This is a genomic window from Frondihabitans sp. GW821-FHT04F02, assembly GCF_059420045.1.
Window position 1 is genome coordinate 113,693 of the sequence record NZ_JBWKSZ010000007.1, and the last position, 19,713, is coordinate 133,405.

The following is a 19,713-nucleotide window of genomic DNA, read 5'->3' on the forward strand; positions in this document are numbered from 1 at the left end:
GAATGCGGAGTACAACGAGCTGACGACCCGAAGGTGACCACCCGAATGAGCCTGACCACTGAAGAGCCCGCCAAGGTGAAGGCGACCCCGATGCGCGGGCGCGTGCGCGGCAAGGTGGTCATCCTGCTGTGCGTCATGTACGCGATCTCGTACATCGACCGCACCAACATCTCGACGGCGCTGCCTGACATCAAGGCCGACCTGTCGCTCACCGACACGCAGCTCGGCATCGTCGTAGCGGCATTCTCGATCCCGTACGCGCTGCTGCAGATCTTCGGCGGCCGCCTCGGCGAGAAGTTCGGGGCGCGCAAGGCCCTCTTCGTCATCGCGATCCTGTGGGGGATCGCCACGCTCGCGACGGGCATGTCGGTCGGCTTCTGGTCGCTGTTCATCGCCCGCCTCGTGCTCGGCTTCAGCGAGTCGGCGGCGTTCCCGACGGCGACCAGCGCCATGACGCGCTGGGTGCCGGCCGACCGCAACGGCTTCGTGCAGGGCGTCGTGCACTCCGCCTCCCGCCTCGGCAATGCCGCCGCGCCCCTGATCGTCGCCTACCTCATCGTCGCCTTCGGCTCGTGGCGCGAGATGTTCTTCATCCTCGGCGGCATCAGCGTGCTGTGGGGGATCGTCTGGTACTTCTACTTCCGCAACCGCCCCGACGAGCACAAGAGCATCACCAAGGTCGAGCTGGAGGAGATGCCCGACCGTCCCAAGAACGCCATCGCGCCTCCCGTGCCGTGGAAGCGCCTCGCCCGCACGATCCTGCCGGTCACCTTCGTCGACTTCGGCTACGGCTGGACCCTGTGGGTGTTCCTGACCTGGCTGCCCTCCTTCCTCGGCGACAGCTACGGCCTCAAGCTCACGACCTTCGCCCTCTTCACCTCGCTCGTCCTGCTCGGCGGCGTGGTCGGCGACACGTTCGGCGGCATGATGAGCGACGCGTTCTTCCGCCGCTCGCGCGACATGCGCACGGCCCGCCGCAACACGCTCATGATCGGCCTCATCGGGTCGGGGATCTGCCTCGTGCCGGTGTTCGTGTTCCACAGCCTGCCTGTCGCGATCGTCTCGCTGACCCTGTCGTTCTTCTTCCTAGAGCTCTGCAACGCCGTGCTCTGGGCGATCCCGATGGACACCGCCCCTGAGTGGTCGGGCACGGCCTCGGGCATGATGAACACCGGCTTCGGCATCGCCGGGATCTTCTCGCCCATCGTGTTCGGCGCCCTCGTCGACGCGACAGGCTGGCAGTGGCCGTTCGTCGCCTCGATCGTGCTGCTCGCGGCCGCCGCGTTCGTGGCCTGGCGCATGAACCCGCAGCGCATCTCATCGACCGACGGTCTCGCGAGGCAGCCGAAGCTCGCCTAGGCCGCGGCGCAGGTGAGTGCGGTCGGGCGTCAGCTCCGGGTCACCGTCGCCGTGACGGTACCGGCGCGCCAGCTGGCGGTGAAGCCGCTCTCGTCGAGCGTGATGCCCAGTGCGACGAAGGCCCCGACGTCGGCGCACGAGGTCGATCCGGGGCTGCCGTCGGGCGCCGAGACGCCGTCGTACGCGACCAGGCAGTAGCCGCCGCCCGCGTCGTCGGAACGCGCCACCCACAGTCGCCGGTCGCCGGTCGCCGTGGCCACCAGGCGCGTCGACGAGCGGAGGAAGCCGCTGAGGCCGGCTGCGGCCGGGAGGGCGTCGCCCTTCGTCGCCGGCGTCCTCAGCAGGATCTCGGCCGCCAGGATCGTCCGCCGCGAGTTGGCAGCGACCGCCGGATCGGACGCCTCGTCGCCGCCCCCGCCGAGCGTCGCGATGGGGGCGGCGGTCGCGCCAGCCGGTACGGCGGGCTGCGCCTGCTCCCGACCCCGGGCCAGGCCGAAACCCGCGACGCCGCCCATCACGAGCACCACCCCGACAGCGATCGCTGCCCGGGCCACCCGTCTCGGCCGGGCCGCGTCACTCGTCTGGGCCCCGCCTCTCGTCTGGGACCCGTCTCTCGTCTGGGCCCCGTCTCCCGTCTGGGGCGCAGGAACTCCCTCCGGCACCCCCGCCGACAGCCCTTCGGCCGCGTCGTCCCTCCGCCGCAGCTCGCGCACGGCCGCCGCGCTCGCCTCGGCGTCCGTCTCGGGCCCGAAGGCGTCGCGCTCGAGCGCCGCGCGCGTCCGGTCGTCGTCGCCCTCGGCCTCGCCCGCCGTGCTGCCGTCGCTCACGCGAGGGAGTCTAGGCCGTCGGCGCCTTCTTCTTCGCACCGGGGTGCAGCCCGTGGAACGGGCGCCCGGTGAGCGCCAGCGAGGCCGGAGTGCGGCGCAGGATCTCGACGAGCGCCACGGTGCCGATCACCACGAGCACGTAGAGCACGACGCTGAGCCACGGCGACGGGATCGCGTGCTTCAGCCAGCCGTCGCCGGCCAGAAGCAGGATCCAGATCAGGAACGGGTGGGCCAGGAAGATGCCGAACGACCGGTCGGACGCCGTGTCGACGAGCCGGGCCATCCGAGACGTGGCCACCCGCCGGTCGGCCCACTTCGTGCCGAGCGCGAGGAAGGCCAGCGCGATCGGGATCGACCAGACGATCACCACCGGCTGCAGCGCCTGCACGGCGTCGACGGCGCTCTGGCCGGTGCCGAGGTTGATCACGTACACCGCGATCGACAGCACCGCGCCGGCCACGGTCAGCAGCCCGATCAGCCGCCGGTGGCCGCGCACCCAGGCGAGGAACCCGTCGACATGGTCGGCGGCGACCGCCCCGGCGATGATCAAGAACTGGTAGCTCCAGAACTCGATCCGGCTGTAGCTGTTAAACCAGTCGGTCGCGGCCGGGAAGTACTGGTAGCTGCCGGTGAGCAGCAGCTCGACGGCGAGCGAGACTCCGAGCAGCGTCCAGTGATGCCCCCGGGTCTTCCGGATCAGCCACACGACGACCGGCAGCAGCAGGTACACCTGCATCGTCACGAGCAGGAAGTACAGGTGGTACCACGCGCCGCCGGTGTAGAGGTCGTGCCAGAAGGCCGCGAGCCAGTCGAGCAGGGTGACCCCGTCGGGCTTCACGATCCACGCGAGAGCGTCGTAGACGAGAGACCACGTCACGTACGGCACGATGACGAGCAGGAAGCGCTTCGGCCAGAACTCGCGCAGCGGCCGCGGCTTCGTCAAGAACGAGTAGACGAGCACGAAGGCCGTCAGCGCGAAGAACACCTCGCGGGTGAAGTGCACGAGGATGAGGAAGCCGTTCTGCACGAGCTGGTCGGACGCATCGATCGCGTGGCTCACCGTGTGCACGGCGATGACGCAGACGAAGGTCAGGATGCGCAGGATGTCGACCTCGTAGAGATGCCGACGCCGTCCCGATGGGGCCGCTGCCGGCGGGGCCGTCGGCGCCTCGGGCATCGCGTCTTCCCGGCGCCCGGCCTCGTCGGGCGCCGCCCCGGCCTGCGACGTGGTCACGCGTTCGACGTGCCCGCGACCATGTCGCGGGTGCGATTGCGCTGCACCTTGCCGGTCGGCGTGCGCGGCAGGTCATCGACGACGGTGATCTCCAGGGGCCGCTTGAAGCGGGGCAGCTCGGCGTCGCAGCGCGTCGTGAGATCGGCGACGAGCGAGGCGCGGACGTCGTCCGGCAGCTCGAGGTCGGCCGGGATGACGTAGGCGACCGGGACCGATCCGAGGATCGGGTCGGGCCGGGCGACGACGACGGCCTCGCGGACGCGTGCGTCTTCGAGCAGGACGTCTTCGACCTCGGCGGGGTAGACCTTCTCGCCGCCGCGGTTGATGACGTCGTCGGTCCGGCCGGCGAGGTAGACCCAGCCGTCGTCGTCGAGGTGCCCCAGGTCGCCGGTGCGCAGCCAGCCGTCGTCGTCGAAGCGGTCGGCGGCCCGGCCCTCGAAGTACGCGGTCACGACGCCGGGCCCGCGGATCCAGAGCTCGCCGATCTCGCCTGCGGGCAGCGCTGCGCCGTCGGCATCCCGAGGCTGCACCTCGTCGCCGACCGGGAGGCCGACCGAGCCTGGCCGGGGCTCCTGGCCGAGCGGGGTCGCGGTGATCTGGCTGGCCCCCTCGGTCATGCCGTAGCTGACGATCATCGGGATGCCGGCGAATGCGGTGCGGACGGCCTCAGGCAGCGCGCTCGACGCGCTGCGGACGAACCGCAGGCCCTCGGGCGGCACGGCCGGGCCGGACTTCGCCAGCACAGCGAGGATCGCCGGCACGGCGTTCAGCCAGGTGATGCGCCGCTCGGCGAGGAGCTCCCAGAAGCCGGTGCGGTGGAACCGCTGGTCGAGCACCAGCGTCGCGCCGGCGACCAGCGTCGAGAGCAGGCCGACGACCTCGGCGTTCACGTGGAAGAGGGGCAGCGAGCTGAAGCCGCGGTCGGCGGCGGTCAGGCCGTTGTGCTCGGCGATGGCGCGCGCGACGAAGAGCAGCTGCTGCTCGTCGAGCTCGACGCCCTTCGGCTGGCCGGTCGAACCCGACGTGAAGAGGATGACGGAGCCCGGGCTCTCGGCAGTCGTCAGCGGCTCGGAGGCCGCGGCGGGGGAGCCCGCCGGGGCGAGGGTCGCGGCGTCGGGGCGGATCAGCATGACGTCGGCCTCGCCCGGCTCGGCGCGATCGGTGACGATCGCCTCGCAGGAGCCGAGCCCGACGGCTTTGAGGATCTCGCCCCAGGTGCCGCCCGGGTTCACCGGGACTCCGCGGCGGCCCGAGGCCACCACCGACAGGTGGGCGACGGCGAACGACAGCGGATCGGCGACATCGAGCACGACAGTCGCTCCGGGGGAGACCGAGTCGGCGTCGAAGGCCGCTGCCCACTCGCCGACGAGGCGACCCAGGTCGCCGAACGTGACGGTGCGCTCGGACCGGGCGTCCTCCAGGTAGGCGGAGGAGGGCGTCTCAGCGGCACGCGACCGGATCAGCGATGCGAGGGTGTCCATCCGCTCAGATTAGACGCGGACCCTATGACACGCCTATGCCGGTGCCGGTGCCGGTATCAATACCAGTTGTGCGCGACCTCGTGCGACCAGGCGCCGCACGGAGAGCCGTAGACCGACTTGATGTAGCCGAGGCCCCAGGTGATCTGGGTGCGGTAGCTGGTCTGCCAGTCGAGGCCGGCCGCCGAGAGCTTGATGGCGGGCAGGGCCTGCGGAATGCCGTAGGCGCCGCTGGAGACGTTCAGCGCGCTGGTGCGCCAGCCGGACTCCTGGTTCCAGAGGGAGACCAGGCACGACATCTCGGACGACGCCCACCCGTACGACGGCAGCGCGCCGCGGGCGTAGGCCTGGGCGCCGGCAGGGTCGTCGACCACGCCGGATCCGAGGGATCCGCCGGACGATCCGCCGGAGCCTCCCGACGACACCGGCGTCCCGCCCGATCCCGACGATCCGGCGTCTCCGGAGCTCGACCCCGAGCCGGACGCGCCGGAGCCGGACGACCCCGAGGCGGCCTGCTCCTGTTGCTGAGCGGCGGCCGCGGCGGCAGCCCGGGCGTCCGCGGCCTTCTTGGCCAGGGCGGCGGCGTATGCGGCCTTGGCGGCCACGCCCTGGCGGTACCTCTTCTCGAGCGACGCCGTCGTGTCGTTGAGCGAGGCGAGCTGCGCGTAGAGGGTCTTCTGGTGGGCGGTAGCCGAGGCGACCTCGTCGTCGGCCGCCTGCTGCGCCGTCTGGGCGCCCGCCAGGGTGCTGGCGGCTTTGCTCGCCAGGGTGTCGCGCTCGTCGGCCGCGACCTTCGCCTGGGCTTCGAGCGACGACACCGACCTGCTTGCCACGGTCGCCTGGTCGAGCACTGTCTGCCACTGGGTGGTCAGCTGCGAGAGGGCCCCGAGCCTGTACAGGGTCTTGTCGGCGTCCGTCCCGGTCAGGAGCTGGCTGTCGAGCGACGACCCGCCGATCCTGTAGAGGTGCGCGGCCAGCTGGCCCGCCTCCTGGTGGGCCTCGTCGGCCTTCTTCTTCTGCGACGACACCTGAGCGGCCAGCGCCGATGCCTGCGCCTTCGCGACCGCGAGCTTCTGCTGGGCGGTGGAGTTCGCGGCGTCGGCCTTCAGCGCAGCCTCGCTGGCAGTCGCGGCCGTGCTCTCGAGCGAGTCGAGAGAGGAGGTGATCGTCTGCACCTGCCGCTTGGTGGCGCTCGCGTCGCCCTTGGCGGCCTCGACCTCGGACCATGTCGGGTACGCCGACGCCGACAGGGGGGCGATCAGGACGCCGCACGCGATGAGCACCACGGCGGCACCGCTCACGGCTGCCAGACCCCGGTTCCGGGGCGTGCGAGAAGGGCGCATGAAGCCGACTGTACTGCGAATCACACGAGTAACACCAGTAACACGGGCACCATGCCGCGCGTTCTGGGGGAGTGCGACACGCCGGGTGGTACCCTGTGACACTAAGAGCCGGCTGGCTCACGCTGCCGCAGAGACGTCGATCCGACGTCGCGATCGAGTGCACCATCTCGTGCCTCGAAGCCGCTCCGTGTCCTCCAGAAGACTCAGCTCTTCCTGGAGCGACACAGCACGACATCGCCTTCCACACGGGAAGACGATTCAAAACAAAGAGGAGAAAACCCCCATATGGAGGGTCCAGAAATCAAGTTCGCCGAAGCTGTCATCGACAATGGCAAGTACGGCACCCGCACGGTCCGGTTCGAAGCCGGCCGTCTCGCGCAGCAGGCTCAGGGAGCCGTCGCCGCGTACCTCGACGAAGAGACCATGCTTCTGTCGGCTACCAGCGCCTCGAAGAACCCGAAAGACAACTTCGACTTCTTCCCGCTGACCGTCGACGTCGAAGAGCGCTCGTACGCCGCCGGCAAGATCCCCGGCTCGTTCTTCCGTCGCGAGGGCCGCCCCTCCACCGAGGCGATCCTCGTCTGCCGTCTGATCGACCGGCCCCTGCGCCCGTCGTTCGTCGAGGGCCTCCGCAACGAGGTCCAGATCGTCATCACCGTCCTCTCGATCGCACCCGACGAGTTCTACGATGCGCTCGCCATCAACGCGGCGAGCATGTCGACCCAGATCTCGGGTCTGCCCTTCTCGGGCCCCATCGCCGGTGTGCGCCTCGCGCTCATCAAGGGCCAGTGGGTCGCCTTCCCGAAGGCGTCGCAGCTGGAGGACGCCGTCTTCGACCTGACCGTCGCCGGCCGCGTCGTCACCGACGCCGCGGGCAACGAGGACGTCGCGATCATGATGGTCGAGGCCGAGGCCACCGAGCACGCCTGGGGTCTCATCCAGGGCGGCGACGTCAAGCCCGACGAGGCCGTCGTCGCGCAGGGTCTCGAGGCGGCCAAGCCGTTCCTCAAGGCCCTCGTCGAGGCGCAGGCCAAGCTGGCCGCGCAGTCCGCCAAGGAGATCGCCGAGTACCCGGTCTTCCCGCCCTACACCGACGAGGTCTACTCGGCCGTCGCCGCCGTGGCGGAAGAGGACCTCAAGGGCGTCTACCAGATCGCAGCGAAGACCGAGCGCCAGGACGCCGACGACGCTCTCAAGAGCCGCGTCAAGGAGGCCGTCGCCGCCAAGGTCGAGGCCGGCGAGCTGCCCGGCACCGCCACCTCGCAGGTGTCGGCCGCCTACAAGTCGGTCACGAAGAAGGTCGTCCGCGGCCGCATCCTCTCCGAGCAGATCCGCATGGACGGCCGCGGCCTCGCCGACATCCGTCCGCTCGACGCCGAAGTGCAGGTCATCCCGCGCGTCCACGGCTCCGCCATCTTCCAGCGCGGCGAGACCCAGATCCTGGGCGTCACCACGCTGAACATGCTCAAGATGGAGCAGCAGATCGACTCGCTGAGCCCCATCACGAAGAAGCGGTACCTGCACCACTACAACTTCCCGCCCTACTCGACCGGTGAGACCGGCCGCGTCGGCAGTCCGAAGCGTCGCGAGATCGGCCACGGCTTCCTGGCCGAGCGCGCGCTCGTCCCGGTCCTGCCGAGCCGCGAGGAGTTCCCCTACGCGATCCGTCAGGTGTCCGAGGCGCTGTCCTCGAACGGCTCCACCTCCATGGGCTCCGTCTGCGCCTCGACGCTGTCGCTGCTCAACGCCGGTGTGCCGCTGAAGGCCCCCGTCGCCGGTATCGCCATGGGCCTCGTGTCCGACGAGGTCGACGGCCAGACCCGCTACGCGGCACTGACCGACATCCTCGGCGCCGAAGACGCCCTGGGCGACATGGACTTCAAGGTGGCCGGCACGTCCGAGTTCGTCACCGCGATCCAGCTCGACACCAAGCTCGACGGCATCCCCTCGGCAGTCCTCGACGCCGCTCTCAAGCAGGCGAAGGAGGCCCGCACGGCCATCCTGAACGTGCTGACGAGCGCGATCGACGCCCCCGACGAGATGGCCCCGACCGCGCCCCGCGTGATCTCGGTGCAGATCCCGCAGGACAAGATCGGCGAGCTGATCGGCCCGAAGGGCAAGACGATCAATGCGATCCAGGACGAGACCGGCGCCGACATCTCCATCGAGGAGGACGGTACCGTCTACATCGGCGCCGTCGACGGTCCGTCGGCCGAGGCCGCCCGCGCCCAGGTCAACGCCATCGCCAACCCGACCAACCCCGAGGTCGGCGAGCAGTTCCTCGGCACGGTCGTCAAGATCGCGACGTTCGGCGCGTTCGTCTCGCTCCTCCCCGGCAAGGACGGCCTGCTGCACATCAGCGAGGTCCGCAAGCTGGCCGGCGGCAAGCGCGTCGAGAACGTCGAAGACGTGCTCGGCGTGGGCCAGAAGATCCTCGTCGAGATCACGAAGATCGACGACCGCGGCAAGCTCTCGCTCGCCCCGGTGGTCGCCGAGGAGGCTGACACCGACTCGTCGGGCGCGGCTTCCGACTCGGTCGACGCGTCCGTCGAGGTCTAGTCCCTCAGCACGACCGCGAACCCCCGCTCTACCTCGGTAGGGCGGGGGTTCCGCGGTTCCTGCACCCGTGCACTGCCTGCTGATTGACGAAGGGCCCTTCGCGATCCCCACCGCGAAGAGCCCTTCTGACACCGGCCATGCGTACCGGCACTCGTGACGGCACCGCTCCCCACCACAGAAAACGATGCCCCGGCACCCTCCCAGGAACCGCACGAGAGAGACGTTACGGACGGCCCCTGTGCGGAGCACTCGGCGCCGCTATGTGTTTCCTGAGGGGTCTCGCCGAGCAGCCCCGTCGCCGGGCGGCGCCGCTCCGAACACCTGTCACCCCAGCACTGGGGTAACGATTTAGGTGAAGTTCTGGTGCGTCGGCGCCGACACCCGTCGAACAAGACGTAACCTCGACTTACAACCAGGATCAGGAGGCGCAGGTGACGGAGACCCGATCACGCATCGAGTCAATCGACACCGAGCCTCTTCGCGCCGAAAACCCCGCGCACGGCCGTCGTTCGGCGGTTCCGACACCGCTGTCGACGGTGCCGGTGGATCTCGGGATCATCCAGCCTCGCCGTCGTCTCGGCGTCTCAGACCTCCGCGTCTTCCCGGTCGCCCTGAGCGGCAACGTCTTCGGCTGGACCACCGACGAGGCTCAGACCTTCGACGTGCTCGACACCTACGTGCAGGTCGGCGGCAACTTCGTCGACACCGCCGACTCGTACACCCACGGCCGCAGCGAGGAGCTGATCGGCGAGTGGATGCACTCCCGCCGCATGCGCGACGACATCGTGCTCGCCACCAAGATCGGCAAGAGCCGCGACAACCCCGGCCTCACGCCGCTGGCCATCGAGCGGTCGGTCGACGCGTCGCTCAAGCGCCTGGGCACCGACCGCATCGACCTGCTGTACCTGCACATCGACGACACCGACGTCGCCTTCGAGCGCACGCTCCTCGGCGTGGATCGGCTCATCCGAGCCGGCAAGGTGCGCTGGTTCGGCGGCTCCGATCACTCCGGCAACCGGCTCTACGAGGCCCGGATCGCCGCCGGCATGCTCGGCGTCGCCCCGATGGTCGCGCTCCAGAACCAGTACAGCCTCGTCCGTCGCGCCGAGTTCGAGCGCGACCTCGCGCAGGTCGCCTCGCAGCAGCGCCTCGCTGTCATGCCCCGATTCCCGCTCGCCAGCGGGTTCCTCACAGGCAAGTACCGAGGCCGAGGCGACATCAAGGGCCACCGCCGGGGGAGCGAGGTGGCCAAGCTGGTCACCAAGCGCAACCTGAGGGTCCTGCACGAGCTCGACCGCATCGCGTCGCTGCACGCCGCGCCGGTGCCGGCCGTGGCGCTCGCCTGGCTGCTCGCCAAGCCGAACGTTGTCGCACCGGTCGCCAGCGCCACGTCACCGCAGCAGGTCGTGGAGCTCGTCGAGGCCGCCCGGGTGCAGCTCACGCGGCACGACGTGGCCGAGCTCGACCGCGTCAGCCACGGCAGCTTCTGATCGCGGCCGCCGCCCGCGGTGCCGGACCTCGGACACGCCTCGGCACGCCCGGCTGGAGGATTACCGGCAGTCGCCGAACAGTCGGTCGGCCACGCGCGTGAAGGCCGCAGCCGCGGCGATGGTGTCGCCGGCGTAGCCGCCCACCATCGCGCCGTCGCGGGCCAGCAGGAACTCGTCGGCCGCGTCGCCCGAGAGTGGATGGCCGGCCTCGCGGAACAGGTCGACGAGCGTCTCGGTGTACCAGTCGCGGTGCTGCAGGACGATCACGCGCACGGGGTGCTCCGGATCGGCGAACTCGGCGGCGGCGTTCACGAACGGGCAGCCGCGGAAGCCGGGACGCTGCAGATCGTCGACGATGGACACGACGATGCCGCGGAGCGTCGCGAGGGGGGAGTCGCTGGTCTCGCGAATGGATTCGAGCTCGGCCTCGGCGGCCGCGTGACGGCGGTTGACGTACTCGACGACGAGATTGTCCTTCGCACCGAAGTGCTTGTAGAAGGTGGCCTTCGTGACCGTCGACTCGGCGATGAGCCGGTCGACGCCGACGGTGCGGATGCCCTCGTCGTAGAAGAGGCGGTCGGCCGTGGTGAGAACGCGCATCTTGGCGCCGGGGCCGGGCTGATTGAGGGAACGCTGGACGGCCGATGGGGGGAATTCGACCGTCACAGCGTGGCTCCTCAAGGACTTTCGGCGGAAACCGTCGAGGGGGGAACGACGGCGCAGACATCGAAAGTCCGACTTGCCGCTGACCCGTTCCGGCTAGGGGCGAAACCGGTCAGTGAAATCAATATAACACAGAGGAGGACAAACAGACGAGTCTGTCTGTCCACAATCTCCGTACCCCAGTTCGGGTGTCATCGATCCCGTAGGCTCGAAGGCGATGAACGGTCCCGTCCCTCTCCCGCTCGATGTCGACGACATCTCTTTCCGCGCCACGGCCGGCGAGCTCGTTCGGCGAAGCATTCTCCCGACCGGCGTGCGCGTCCTCTCCGAGCAGATGCCCGGCGCGCGCAGCGCCACGGTCGGCTTCTGGGTCGCGGTCGGCTCGCGTGACGAGACCGAAGGCGAGCGGGGTTCCACGCACTTCCTCGAGCACCTCCTGTTCAAGGGCACGGCGACCCGCAGCGCGTTCGACATCTCGGTGAGCTTTGAGTCGGTCGGCGGCGAGCACAACGCCGCCACCGCGAAGGAGTACACCTGCTACTACGCCAAGGTGCGCGACGTCGACCTCGACATGGCCGTCGACGTGCTCGCCGACATGGTCATCTCGTCTCGGATCGACCCCGACGAGTTCGAGATCGAGCGCGGCGTGATCCTCGATGAGCTCGCGATGGCCGACGACGACGCGGCCGACCTCGGCAGCGAGCGCCTCTTCGAGTCGGTCTTCGGCGACCACGCCCTCGGCCGCCCGATCGGCGGCTCGCCCGACTCGATCCGTGCGGCGTCCCGCGACGACGTCGTGCGCCACTACCGCGCGAACTACCGCCCGCAGGATCTCGTCATCACAGTCGCCGGCGCCGTCGGGCACGACGCCCTCGTCGCCCGCATCGAGGCGGCGCTGAAGGCGGCAGGCTGGCCCGACGAGGCAGGCGAGCCCGTGCCGCGTCGCAGCACCGACGCCGTCGCCCTCACGCAGGGTCGACCGGTGCTGGTGGTTCCGCGGCCCCTCGAGCAGGCCACCGTGCTGCTCGGCGTGCCCGGCCTCGCGCTCACCGACGAGCGCCGACCCACCCTCAGCATCCTGAACGCCGTGCTCGGCGGGGGCATGTCGTCGCGCCTCTTCCAGGAGATCCGCGAGAAGCGCGGCCTGGCGTACTCGGTCTACTCGTTCACGCCCAGCTACTCCGACGCCGGCCTGTTCGGCCTCTACGCCGGCTGCGCGCCGCGCAACGCCGCCGAGGTCGCGTCGCTGATGCTCGAGGAGTTCGACCGGCTCGCGGCCGACGGGATCTCCGACCTCGAGCTCGAGCGCGCCATCGGCATGCTCGGCGGCGCGGCCGCGCTGGCGCTCGAAGACAGCGACACTCGCATGAACCGATTGGGTCGGGCAGAGATCTCGACGGGCGAGTTCGTCGACCTCGACGAGTCGCTGGTGCGGCTGGCGCGGGTCACGCCCGCGAGCGTGTCAACCCTCGCCGGCGATCTCCGCGCCGGCGTACTGTCCACCGTGGTCGTCGGAGATGTCGAGCCCGCTCTCTTCGACCCGACCTCCGCTGTTCAGCCTGCGGCAACGTCGCCGCAGGCCAGTTCGTGAAAGAGTCCCTCGTGTCGCACTACCTCTACTTCGTCCGCCACGGTGAGCAGCAGGACGCCGAGTACGGCCTGCCCGACGGCCCGCTCTCCGAGCGGGGCAAGCGTCAGGCGCGAGCCATCGCCGAGCGTCTCGGCGGCGTCCCGTTCGACTCCGCGTGGCACTCGCCGCTCGAAGGGGCCGCCGAGACGGCGCGGATCATGAGCGAGGTGATGCCCGCGCTCCGACCCGAGCCCTCGACGCTTCTCTTCGACTGCATCCCGTCCGGGCCGACTCCCGACATGCCGGCCGCCTTCAAGCCGTTCTACGGCGGCGTCACCGGCGAGCAGATCGAGGCCGGCGAGGCGCAGATGGCCGATGCGGTCGCCGAGTGGCTGACCCCGGCGCGCGAAGACCGCCACGACCTCCTCATCACGCACAACTTCGTGATCGGCTGGTTCGTGCGCGAGGTGTTCGGGGCCCCGGCCTGGCGCTGGATGGGCGTCAACCAGGCCAACGGCGGCCTGACGATCATTCGCGTGCGCTCGGCCAAGCCGCCGGAGCTCGTCACCCACAACGACCTCGCGCACCTCCCCGTCGAGCTGCGCACGGGCTTGCCGGTCGAGCAGCCGCTGTAACTCATTGGGCGGCGGGCGGCCGCGCACCGGACCTCGGACAAGCCTCGGTCGTCCGGTGTGCCGGCTGCCTGCCGCAGGGGCGCTAAAGGGCGGCAAGCCGCCTTCGTTCGCCGGCCGCTAGGGCGCTAAAGGGGGGCGGCAAGCCGCCTTAGCGGAGCGGCTTCCGGTACCAGTTGGTTGCGTTGGGGTTGTCGTTGTAGGGCTCGACGTCCTCGTAGCCGGTCGACCGGTACAGCCCGCCCGCGGCCGTCAGACTCGCATTCGTGTCGAGCACGGCCGAATCGGCGCCGAACTCGCGTGCGCGCCGCTCCAGCTCGGCCAGGAACGCCTTGCCGAGCCCGCGGCCGCGCCCGTCCGGCCCGACGTACAGGTGCTTGACCTCGTAGCGCACGCCGCCGTCGGGGTCGTCCGAGATGCGCCGGATCCCTCCGCACGCCACACCGGAGGCTCCCTCGACGTCGGCCACCAGGAAGACGCCGGCGGGCGGCACGAACGCGGCCGGCTCGGGGAACGTCGTCGTGTAGCCGACCGGGTCGGGGAAGGTCGCGATCCGCTCGTCGAAGTACGCCGCCAGGAGGGCGTGCGCTTCGGGGTCGTCGACGGCCAGGGCTCGGTACTCGGTCACGACGACCGATGCTACCGACCCCGGTAGGTTGGGGGCATGTCAACTCGCGTCGCCGTCGTCGGAGCCACCGGAAGAATGGGCGGCCTCTTCCGCCGCCTCATCGACGGGAGCGACTCGCTCGAGCTGCACGCGGCGCTGTCGTCGCGCGACGACCTGGCCGCCGTCGAGGGGGCCGACCTGGTCGTCGACGTGACCGTTCCCGCCGTGAGTCCGGGCATCGTCGAGACGGCGGTCCGCGCGGGCATCCCGGTGCTCGTCGGCACGTCGGGCTGGTCCGAGCCCCGCCTCGCCGACCTGCGCAGGATCGTGGCCGAGGTCGCGGGCCCAGGCGTCCTCGTGGTCCCCAACTTCTCCGTCGGGTCCGTCCTCGCGACGACGTTCGCCACCATGGCCGCGCGCTTCTACGAGTCCGTCGAGATCATCGAGACCCACCACCCCGGCAAGGTCGACTCGCCGTCGGGCACCGCGATCCGCACCGCCGAGCTCATCGCCGCGGCGAGGCGCGACCTCGGTCCGGTCGTCGCCCCCCATGTCGACCAGCGCGCCCGCGGCCAGCAGGTCGCCAGCGTGCCCGTGCACAGCCTCCGCCTGCCGGGCATCGAGGCCCGCCAGGAGGTCGTGTTCGGCGGCCCCGGCGAGACGCTGTCGCTGCAGCACGACACGACGTCGCAGACAGCGTACGAGCAGGGCATCCGCGTCGCCCTCGCCGCGGCCCCGTCGATCCAGGGCGTGGTCGTGGGGCTCGACAAGGTCCTGCCGCTCGGGCCCGCTCAGCAGTGAAGGGCCGCATCGCCGCGCTCGTGATGTGCGCGCTCCTCGTGGTCTACCTCGTGCTCGTCGCGCAGCGGGCCGTCCTGTTCATCCTGACCGGCGAGGTCGTCGCCGTGATCCTCGGCATCGCGCTGTTCGTGCTGCCGGTCATCGGAGTCGTCGCGCTGCTCTTCGAGCTCCGCTTCGGCATCCTCACCGAGCGCATCGTCACCCAGCTCGGCGCCGAGGGCGCGCTGCCCGTCGACGACCTGCCGAAGCGGCCTTCGGGGCGCTACGAGCGCGAGGCGGCCGACTCGGCGTTCCCCGCCTACGCGACCGCGGTCGAGCAGGCACCGGACGACTGGCGCGCGTGGTTCCGCCTGGGCCTGGCGTACGACGCCTGCGGCGACCGTCGCCGCGCGCGGGGCGCCATGCGGAAGTCGTTCTCTCTGCGGCGCGCGGAGCGCTGAGAAGGCGACCGCCCCGAGTTCCTGCGGGGAAAGCCTGCTGCCCCTACTTCAGGAGGGTGTCGAGCGCGCTCTCGATCGTCTCGTCGCGGAAGACGAAGCCGTCGGCGAGCAGCTTCTCGGGCACGACCTTCTGGCTCGACAGCAGCATCTCCTGGCCGGCGTCGCCCAGCAGAGTGCGGATGGCGAAGTCGGGCACGGCGAGCTTGTACGGGCGCCCGAGGTCCTTGGCGACGCGAGCCGTGAGGCGGTCGCTCGTCGCCGCGACCGGGCCGGTGAGGTTGACGGGGCCCTCGAGCGACGAGGTGAGCAGATGGACGATCGCGGCGGCCTCGTCGCGGAGGCTGATCCACGGCCAGATCTGAGCGCCGTTGCCCAGACGCGAGCCGAGGAACGCGCGGGTCAGCCCCAGGATCGGCTTCATCGCGCCGCCGGGGCCCACGACGATGCCGGTGCGGACCGTGGCGACGCGGGTGCCCTCGGGCGCCTGGTGGGCCTCGGCCTCCCAGTCCGAGACGACGTCGGCGAGGAAGCCGGTGCCGCGGGGAGACTCCTCGGTGAGGATGTCGAGCGGCCTGTCGCCGTAGATGCCTACGGCCGAGCCGCTCAGGAACACCGACGGCGGCGTGGCGGCGTGGTGCATCGCGTCGGCCAGAGTGTGCGTGGCGTCGACCCGGGACTGGCGGATCTCGTCTTTGTACGAGCGCGTCCACGGCAGCTTCGACAGCGAGGCGCCCGAGAGGTTGATGACGGCGTCGGCCCGGTCGAGCAGGTTGTAGTCGAGGATCCCGGCCTGCGGCGACCAGGTGAACTCGTCGCGGTTCGTCGTCGGGCGACGCACCAGCGTGAGGACCGTATGGCCCTTCGCCCGGGCCTGCTTCGCGACCTCCGTGCCGATCAGGCCCGATGCCCCCGCTATCAAGACCGTGAGTCCTGTGCCGTGCTCTGCTGTCATTGCCTGCCCTTCGTCGATCCCTCACACTAGGCGGGCGCGCTGACCGTGTCCGCGACCGCTACGGGTAGTCTCGTTGCGTGACCGATGAGACCCCCACCGCACCCGAGATCGAGTTCCGCAGCGACATGACGGTGGAGCTCGTCCGCTCCAGCGCCCATGACTCCGATGTGCTGTTCGCCGCGCGCGTGTCGACGATGGGCGAGCAGACGCTCGAGTCGGCGCAGGCCCCCGAGAGCGATGGCGCCCCCAAGGGCGCGGGCCTCATCAACTACCTGATGCGCGACCGCCACGGCTCGCCGTTCGAGCACAACTCCATGACCTTCTACGTGCAGGCGCCGATCTTCGTGTTCCGCGAGTTCATGCGGCACCGCATGGCGTCGTACAACGAGGAGTCGGGCCGCTACCGCGAGCTCAACCCCGTCTTCTACGTGCCCGCTGAGAACCGCAACCTCGTGCAGGTCGGCAAGCCCGGCGCCTACGACTTCCTGCCCGGCAGCCCCGAGCAGTACGAGCTGGTGTCGGAGGCCACCCGCGCCTCGTCGACGCTCGCCTTCGACGCATACCAGAAGATGCTCGAGGCTGGCGTGGCCCGCGAGGTCGCCCGCATCGTCCTCCCGCTCAACATCTACTCGTCGATGTACGTCACGGTGAACGCCCGCTCGCTCATGAACTTCCTCAGCCTGCGCACCAAGCGCGAGGGCACGCACTTCCCCTCCTTCCCGCAGCGCGAGATCGAGATGTGCGCCGAGAAGATGGAAGACATCTGGGCCGGCCTCATGCCGCTCACCTACTCCGCGTTCGAGAAGAACGGCCGCGTCGCCCCCTGACGGCGATCGCTGCGTCGCCGCCCGGCGGTAGGGGAGGGGCGTCGATCCCGATACTCTGTAGGGGTGTCGAACATCTCCAACCCCTTCGGGCAGGTCCTCGTCGCTCTCGTGACCCCCTTCACCGCCGACGGTGAAGTCGACTGGCCGGGCGTCGAGAAGCACATCGACGACTGCATCAGCGCGGGTGCCGACGGCATCGTCGTGACCGGCACCACGGGCGAGACCTCGACCCTCACCGACCCCGAGAAGCTCAAGCTCGTCGAGGTCGGCAAGTCGGTGGCGGCCGGCCGCGCGAAGATCATCACCGGCGGCGGCTCGAACGAGACCGCGCACGCGATCCAGCTCTACAAGGCCAGCGAGAAGGCCGGCGCCGACGGCGTCATGATCGTCACGCCCTACTACAACAAGCCCACGCAGGCCGGCATCCTCACGCACTTCCGCATGATCGCCGACGCGACCGACCTGCCTGTGCTGCTCTACGACATCCCCGGCCGCACCGGCGTCCCGATCCGGTACGAGACGATCCTGCGCGCCGCCAAGCACCCGAACATCGTCGGCGTCAAAGACGCGAAGGGCGACTTCGCCGAGGTCAGCCGAGTGCTCAACCAGACCGACCTGCTCTACTTCTCGGGCGACGACACCAACGTGCTGCCGCACCTGGCCATCGGCGCGACCGGCCTCATCGGCGTCACCGCCAACATCGCCGCGGCCCCGTACCGGACCATCGTCGACGCGGTCAACGCGGGCGACCTCCACACCGCGACCGCCGCCCACAGGCAGCTCGAGCCGCTGGTGCGCGCCGTCATGACCCACGTGCCCGGAACCGTCGCCGCCAAGTACATCCTCCACGGCCTCGGCCGTATCTCGAGCCCCCGCGTGCGCCTCCCGCTCGTCGGGCCGGAAGACACGGAGGCCGCCCTCATCGAAGACGAGCTGTCGCACGTGGGCGAGATCCCCGGCGTCGACTTCTCGAGGTTCCGCCCCGACCGCAATGCGGCCGCCGGCGGTGCGCTCCCGAAGGTGCACGGCACCACGCGCTAGGCGCGCCCCACGACTTACACCGGAGGCTCGCGGCCTCACACCAGAACACCAAGGAACACATGCCCACAACGATTCAGTCCCCTCCCGCCCTCGCGAAGGGCACCCTCCGAGTCATCCCGATCGGCGGTCTCGGCGAGATCGGTCGCAACATGACCGTCTACGAACTCGACGGCAAGCTCCTGATCGTCGACGCCGGCGTGCTCTTCCCCGAAGAGCACCAGCCCGGCGTCGACCTGATCCTGCCCGACTTCACCCCGATCAAGGACCGCCTCGACGACATCCTCGGCGTCGTGCTCACGCACGGCCACGAAGACCACATCGGCGCCGTGCCCTACCTCCTGCGCCTCCGTCAGGACATCCCGCTGCTCGGCTCCACGCTGACCCTCGCGCTCGTCGAGGCGAAGCTCAAGGAGCACCGCATCAAGCCCTACACGCTCGCCGTGAAGGAAGGGCAGATCGAGAAGCTCGGCCCGTTCGAGCTCGAGTTCATCGCCGTCAACCACTCCATCCCCGACGCTCTGGCCGTGGCCATCCGCACGTCGGCCGGCCTGGTGCTCCACACCGGCGACTTCAAGATGGACCAGCTGCCCCTCGACAACCGCATCACCGACCTCCGCGCCTTCGCGCGACTCGGCGAAGAGGGGGTCGACCTCTTCCTGCCCGACTCGACGAACTCCGACGTGCCCGGCTTCACCGCTCTCGAGCGCGACATCGGCCCGGTCCTCGACGACATCATCGCCCGAGCCCCGCGTCGCGTCGTCGTCGCCAGCTTCTCGAGCCACGTGCACCGCGTGCAGCAGGTGCTCGACGCCGCGCACATGAACGGCCGCCGCGTCGCCTTCATGGGCCGCTCGATGATCCGCAACATGACGATCGCGGCCGACCTCGGCTACCTCAGGGTGCCCGAGAACGTCCTCATCGACTCGAAGAAGGCGAAAGACCTCCCCGACGACCGCATCGTCTACATGTCGACCGGGTCGCAGGGCGAGCCGATGGCGGTCCTGGCCCGGATGGCCAACCTCGAGCACCAGATCGAGATCGGCGAGGGCGATACCGTCATCCTCGCCTCGAGCCTGATCCCGGGCAACGAGAACGCGGTCTACCGCGTGATCGACGGCCTGACCAAGCTCGGCGCCCACGTCGTGCACAAGGGCAACGCGAAGGTGCACGTCTCGGGCCACGCCTCGGCGGGCGAGCTGCTCTACTGCTACAACATCCTGCGCCCGAAGAACGTCCTCCCGGTCCACGGCGAGCACCGTCACCTCTACGCGAACGCCGCCCTTGCCGAGCGCACCGGCGTCAACCCGAAGAACATCATCACGGGGCAGGACGGCATCGTCGTCGACCTCCGCGACGGTGTGGCGAAGGTCGTCGGGCAGCTCGACCTCGGCTACGTCTACGTCGACGGCTCGACCGTGGGCGAGATCACCGACGCCGACCTGAAAGACCGCCGCGTTCTCGCCGAAGAGGGCTTCATCAGCATCTTCCTCGCGATCGACCCGCAGACCGGCCGCATCGTCGTGGGGCCGGAGATCCAATCGCGAGGCTTCGCCGAAGACGAGTCGGTCTTCGACGACGTCAAGCCGAAGATCGTCGCGGCGCTCACCGAGGCCGCGCAGAACGGCACCCGCGACGCGCACGCCTTCAGCCAGGTCGTCCGCCGCACGGTGGGCCGCTGGGTGAACTCGCAGCACCGCCGCCGCCCGATGATCGTCCCGGTGGTCATCTCGGCGTAGGCCTCACCCACCTCACCTGCGATGTTGTCGCCCCGGGGACATGGCTCCGCCATCGTCCCCGGGGCTCCGCCTTGCCTCTGATGCGATTGCGCCCTGCGCCCGTGGGAGCAGGCGCCCGACCGAACACGCGCAACATCCTTCACACCTTCAACCG

The 19,713-nt window shown here is 70.0% G+C and carries 17 protein-coding genes; 10 read left to right on the plus strand and 7 right to left on the minus strand.

What is annotated here, in order from left to right; all coding sequences use genetic code 11:
• Positions 1-45: 45 nt before the first annotated feature.
• The gene (locus AC07TY_RS17035) at positions 46-1,359 is read left to right on the plus strand and encodes an MFS transporter (protein ID WP_494786102.1); all 1,314 of its coding nucleotides are present in this window, start codon (positions 46-48) and stop codon (positions 1,357-1,359) included.
• A gap of 29 nt (positions 1,360-1,388) precedes the next feature.
• Here AC07TY_RS17035 and AC07TY_RS17040 read toward each other — a convergent pair whose 3' ends face one another.
• Genes AC07TY_RS17040 through AC07TY_RS17055 form a run of 4 tightly spaced genes read right to left on the minus strand, consistent with a single transcriptional unit; the run spans position 1,389 to position 6,199 of the window.
• Positions 1,389-2,186, minus strand: a complete 798-nt coding sequence (locus tag AC07TY_RS17040) for a hypothetical protein (protein ID WP_488625940.1) — start codon at positions 2,184-2,186, stop codon at positions 1,389-1,391.
• A gap of 10 nt (positions 2,187-2,196) precedes the next feature.
• On the minus strand, positions 2,197-3,420 hold the full coding sequence (locus AC07TY_RS17045) for an acyltransferase (RefSeq protein WP_494786103.1): 1,224 nt from the start codon (positions 3,418-3,420) through the stop codon (positions 2,197-2,199).
• Complete coding sequence (locus tag AC07TY_RS17050; protein WP_494786104.1) at positions 3,417-4,901, minus strand: class I adenylate-forming enzyme family protein; 1,485 nt, start codon at positions 4,899-4,901, stop codon at positions 3,417-3,419. The genes AC07TY_RS17045 and AC07TY_RS17050 overlap by 4 nt, the downstream gene beginning before the upstream one ends.
• A 56-nt stretch (positions 4,902-4,957) precedes the next feature.
• On the minus strand, positions 4,958-6,199 hold the full coding sequence (locus tag AC07TY_RS17055) for a coiled-coil domain-containing protein (RefSeq protein ID WP_494786105.1): 1,242 nt from the start codon (positions 6,197-6,199) through the stop codon (positions 4,958-4,960).
• 327 nt (positions 6,200-6,526) lie between these two features.
• Between AC07TY_RS17055 and AC07TY_RS17060 the strand changes: the two genes are divergently transcribed.
• Together AC07TY_RS17060 and AC07TY_RS17065 are read left to right on the plus strand one after the other, a co-directional pair.
• Positions 6,527-8,800, plus strand: coding sequence for a polyribonucleotide nucleotidyltransferase (locus AC07TY_RS17060; protein WP_123505981.1), 2,274 nt, complete (start codon positions 6,527-6,529; stop codon positions 8,798-8,800).
• Positions 8,801-9,231: 431 nt separating this feature from the next.
• A complete protein-coding gene (locus AC07TY_RS17065) occupies positions 9,232-10,290 on the plus strand; it encodes an aldo/keto reductase (protein ID WP_488625944.1) in 1,059 nt (352 codons plus the stop codon).
• 60 nt (positions 10,291-10,350) lie between these two features.
• Here the strand turns inward: AC07TY_RS17065 and AC07TY_RS17070 are convergent, their stop codons facing one another.
• Positions 10,351-10,956, minus strand: a complete 606-nt coding sequence (locus tag AC07TY_RS17070) for a TetR/AcrR family transcriptional regulator (RefSeq protein ID WP_494786106.1) — start codon at positions 10,954-10,956, stop codon at positions 10,351-10,353.
• A 214-nt stretch (positions 10,957-11,170) separates the two neighbouring features.
• Between AC07TY_RS17070 and AC07TY_RS17075 the strand changes: the two genes are divergently transcribed.
• Both AC07TY_RS17075 and AC07TY_RS17080 read left to right on the plus strand, forming a co-directional pair.
• Positions 11,171-12,544 carry a M16 family metallopeptidase gene (locus AC07TY_RS17075; protein ID WP_494786107.1) on the plus strand — a complete coding sequence of 458 codons (1,374 nt, stop codon included), beginning with the start codon at positions 11,171-11,173 and terminating at the stop codon, positions 12,542-12,544.
• Between the two features lie 11 nt (positions 12,545-12,555).
• Positions 12,556-13,158: a histidine phosphatase family protein gene (locus AC07TY_RS17080; protein WP_123505979.1), complete on the plus strand. Its 603-nt coding sequence runs from the start codon at positions 12,556-12,558 to the stop codon at positions 13,156-13,158.
• 148 nt (positions 13,159-13,306) lie between these two features.
• Here AC07TY_RS17080 and AC07TY_RS17085 read toward each other — a convergent pair whose 3' ends face one another.
• Positions 13,307-13,783, minus strand: coding sequence for a GNAT family N-acetyltransferase (locus AC07TY_RS17085; RefSeq protein ID WP_494786108.1), 477 nt, complete (start codon positions 13,781-13,783; stop codon positions 13,307-13,309).
• A gap of 36 nt (positions 13,784-13,819) precedes the next feature.
• Between AC07TY_RS17085 and dapB the strand changes: the two genes are divergently transcribed.
• Both dapB and AC07TY_RS17095 read left to right on the plus strand, forming a co-directional pair.
• Positions 13,820-14,563, plus strand: a complete 744-nt coding sequence (gene dapB, locus AC07TY_RS17090; protein ID WP_494786109.1) for a 4-hydroxy-tetrahydrodipicolinate reductase — start codon at positions 13,820-13,822, stop codon at positions 14,561-14,563.
• Positions 14,560-15,003, plus strand: coding sequence for a hypothetical protein (locus tag AC07TY_RS17095; protein WP_488625948.1), 444 nt, complete (start codon positions 14,560-14,562; stop codon positions 15,001-15,003). The genes dapB and AC07TY_RS17095 overlap by 4 nt, the downstream gene beginning before the upstream one ends.
• 43 nt (positions 15,004-15,046) lie before the next feature.
• Here the strand turns inward: AC07TY_RS17095 and AC07TY_RS17100 are convergent, their stop codons facing one another.
• Positions 15,047-15,955 carry a TIGR01777 family oxidoreductase gene (locus AC07TY_RS17100; RefSeq protein WP_488625949.1) on the minus strand — a complete coding sequence of 303 codons (909 nt, stop codon included), beginning with the start codon at positions 15,953-15,955 and terminating at the stop codon, positions 15,047-15,049.
• A 125-nt stretch (positions 15,956-16,080) separates the two neighbouring features.
• On the opposite strand from AC07TY_RS17100, the gene thyX reads away from it, so the two are divergent.
• The 3 genes from thyX (at position 16,081) to AC07TY_RS17115 (ending at position 19,559) form a co-directional block, all read left to right on the plus strand.
• Positions 16,081-16,782, plus strand: coding sequence for an FAD-dependent thymidylate synthase (gene thyX, locus AC07TY_RS17105; protein WP_123506493.1), 702 nt, complete (start codon positions 16,081-16,083; stop codon positions 16,780-16,782).
• A gap of 63 nt (positions 16,783-16,845) precedes the next feature.
• The gene (dapA, locus tag AC07TY_RS17110) at positions 16,846-17,823 is read left to right on the plus strand and encodes a 4-hydroxy-tetrahydrodipicolinate synthase (RefSeq protein ID WP_494786110.1); all 978 of its coding nucleotides are present in this window, start codon (positions 16,846-16,848) and stop codon (positions 17,821-17,823) included.
• A 59-nt stretch (positions 17,824-17,882) separates the two neighbouring features.
• Positions 17,883-19,559: a ribonuclease J gene (locus tag AC07TY_RS17115; RefSeq protein ID WP_488625951.1), complete on the plus strand. Its 1,677-nt coding sequence runs from the start codon at positions 17,883-17,885 to the stop codon at positions 19,557-19,559.
• The last annotated feature ends 154 nt before the right edge of the window (positions 19,560-19,713 follow it).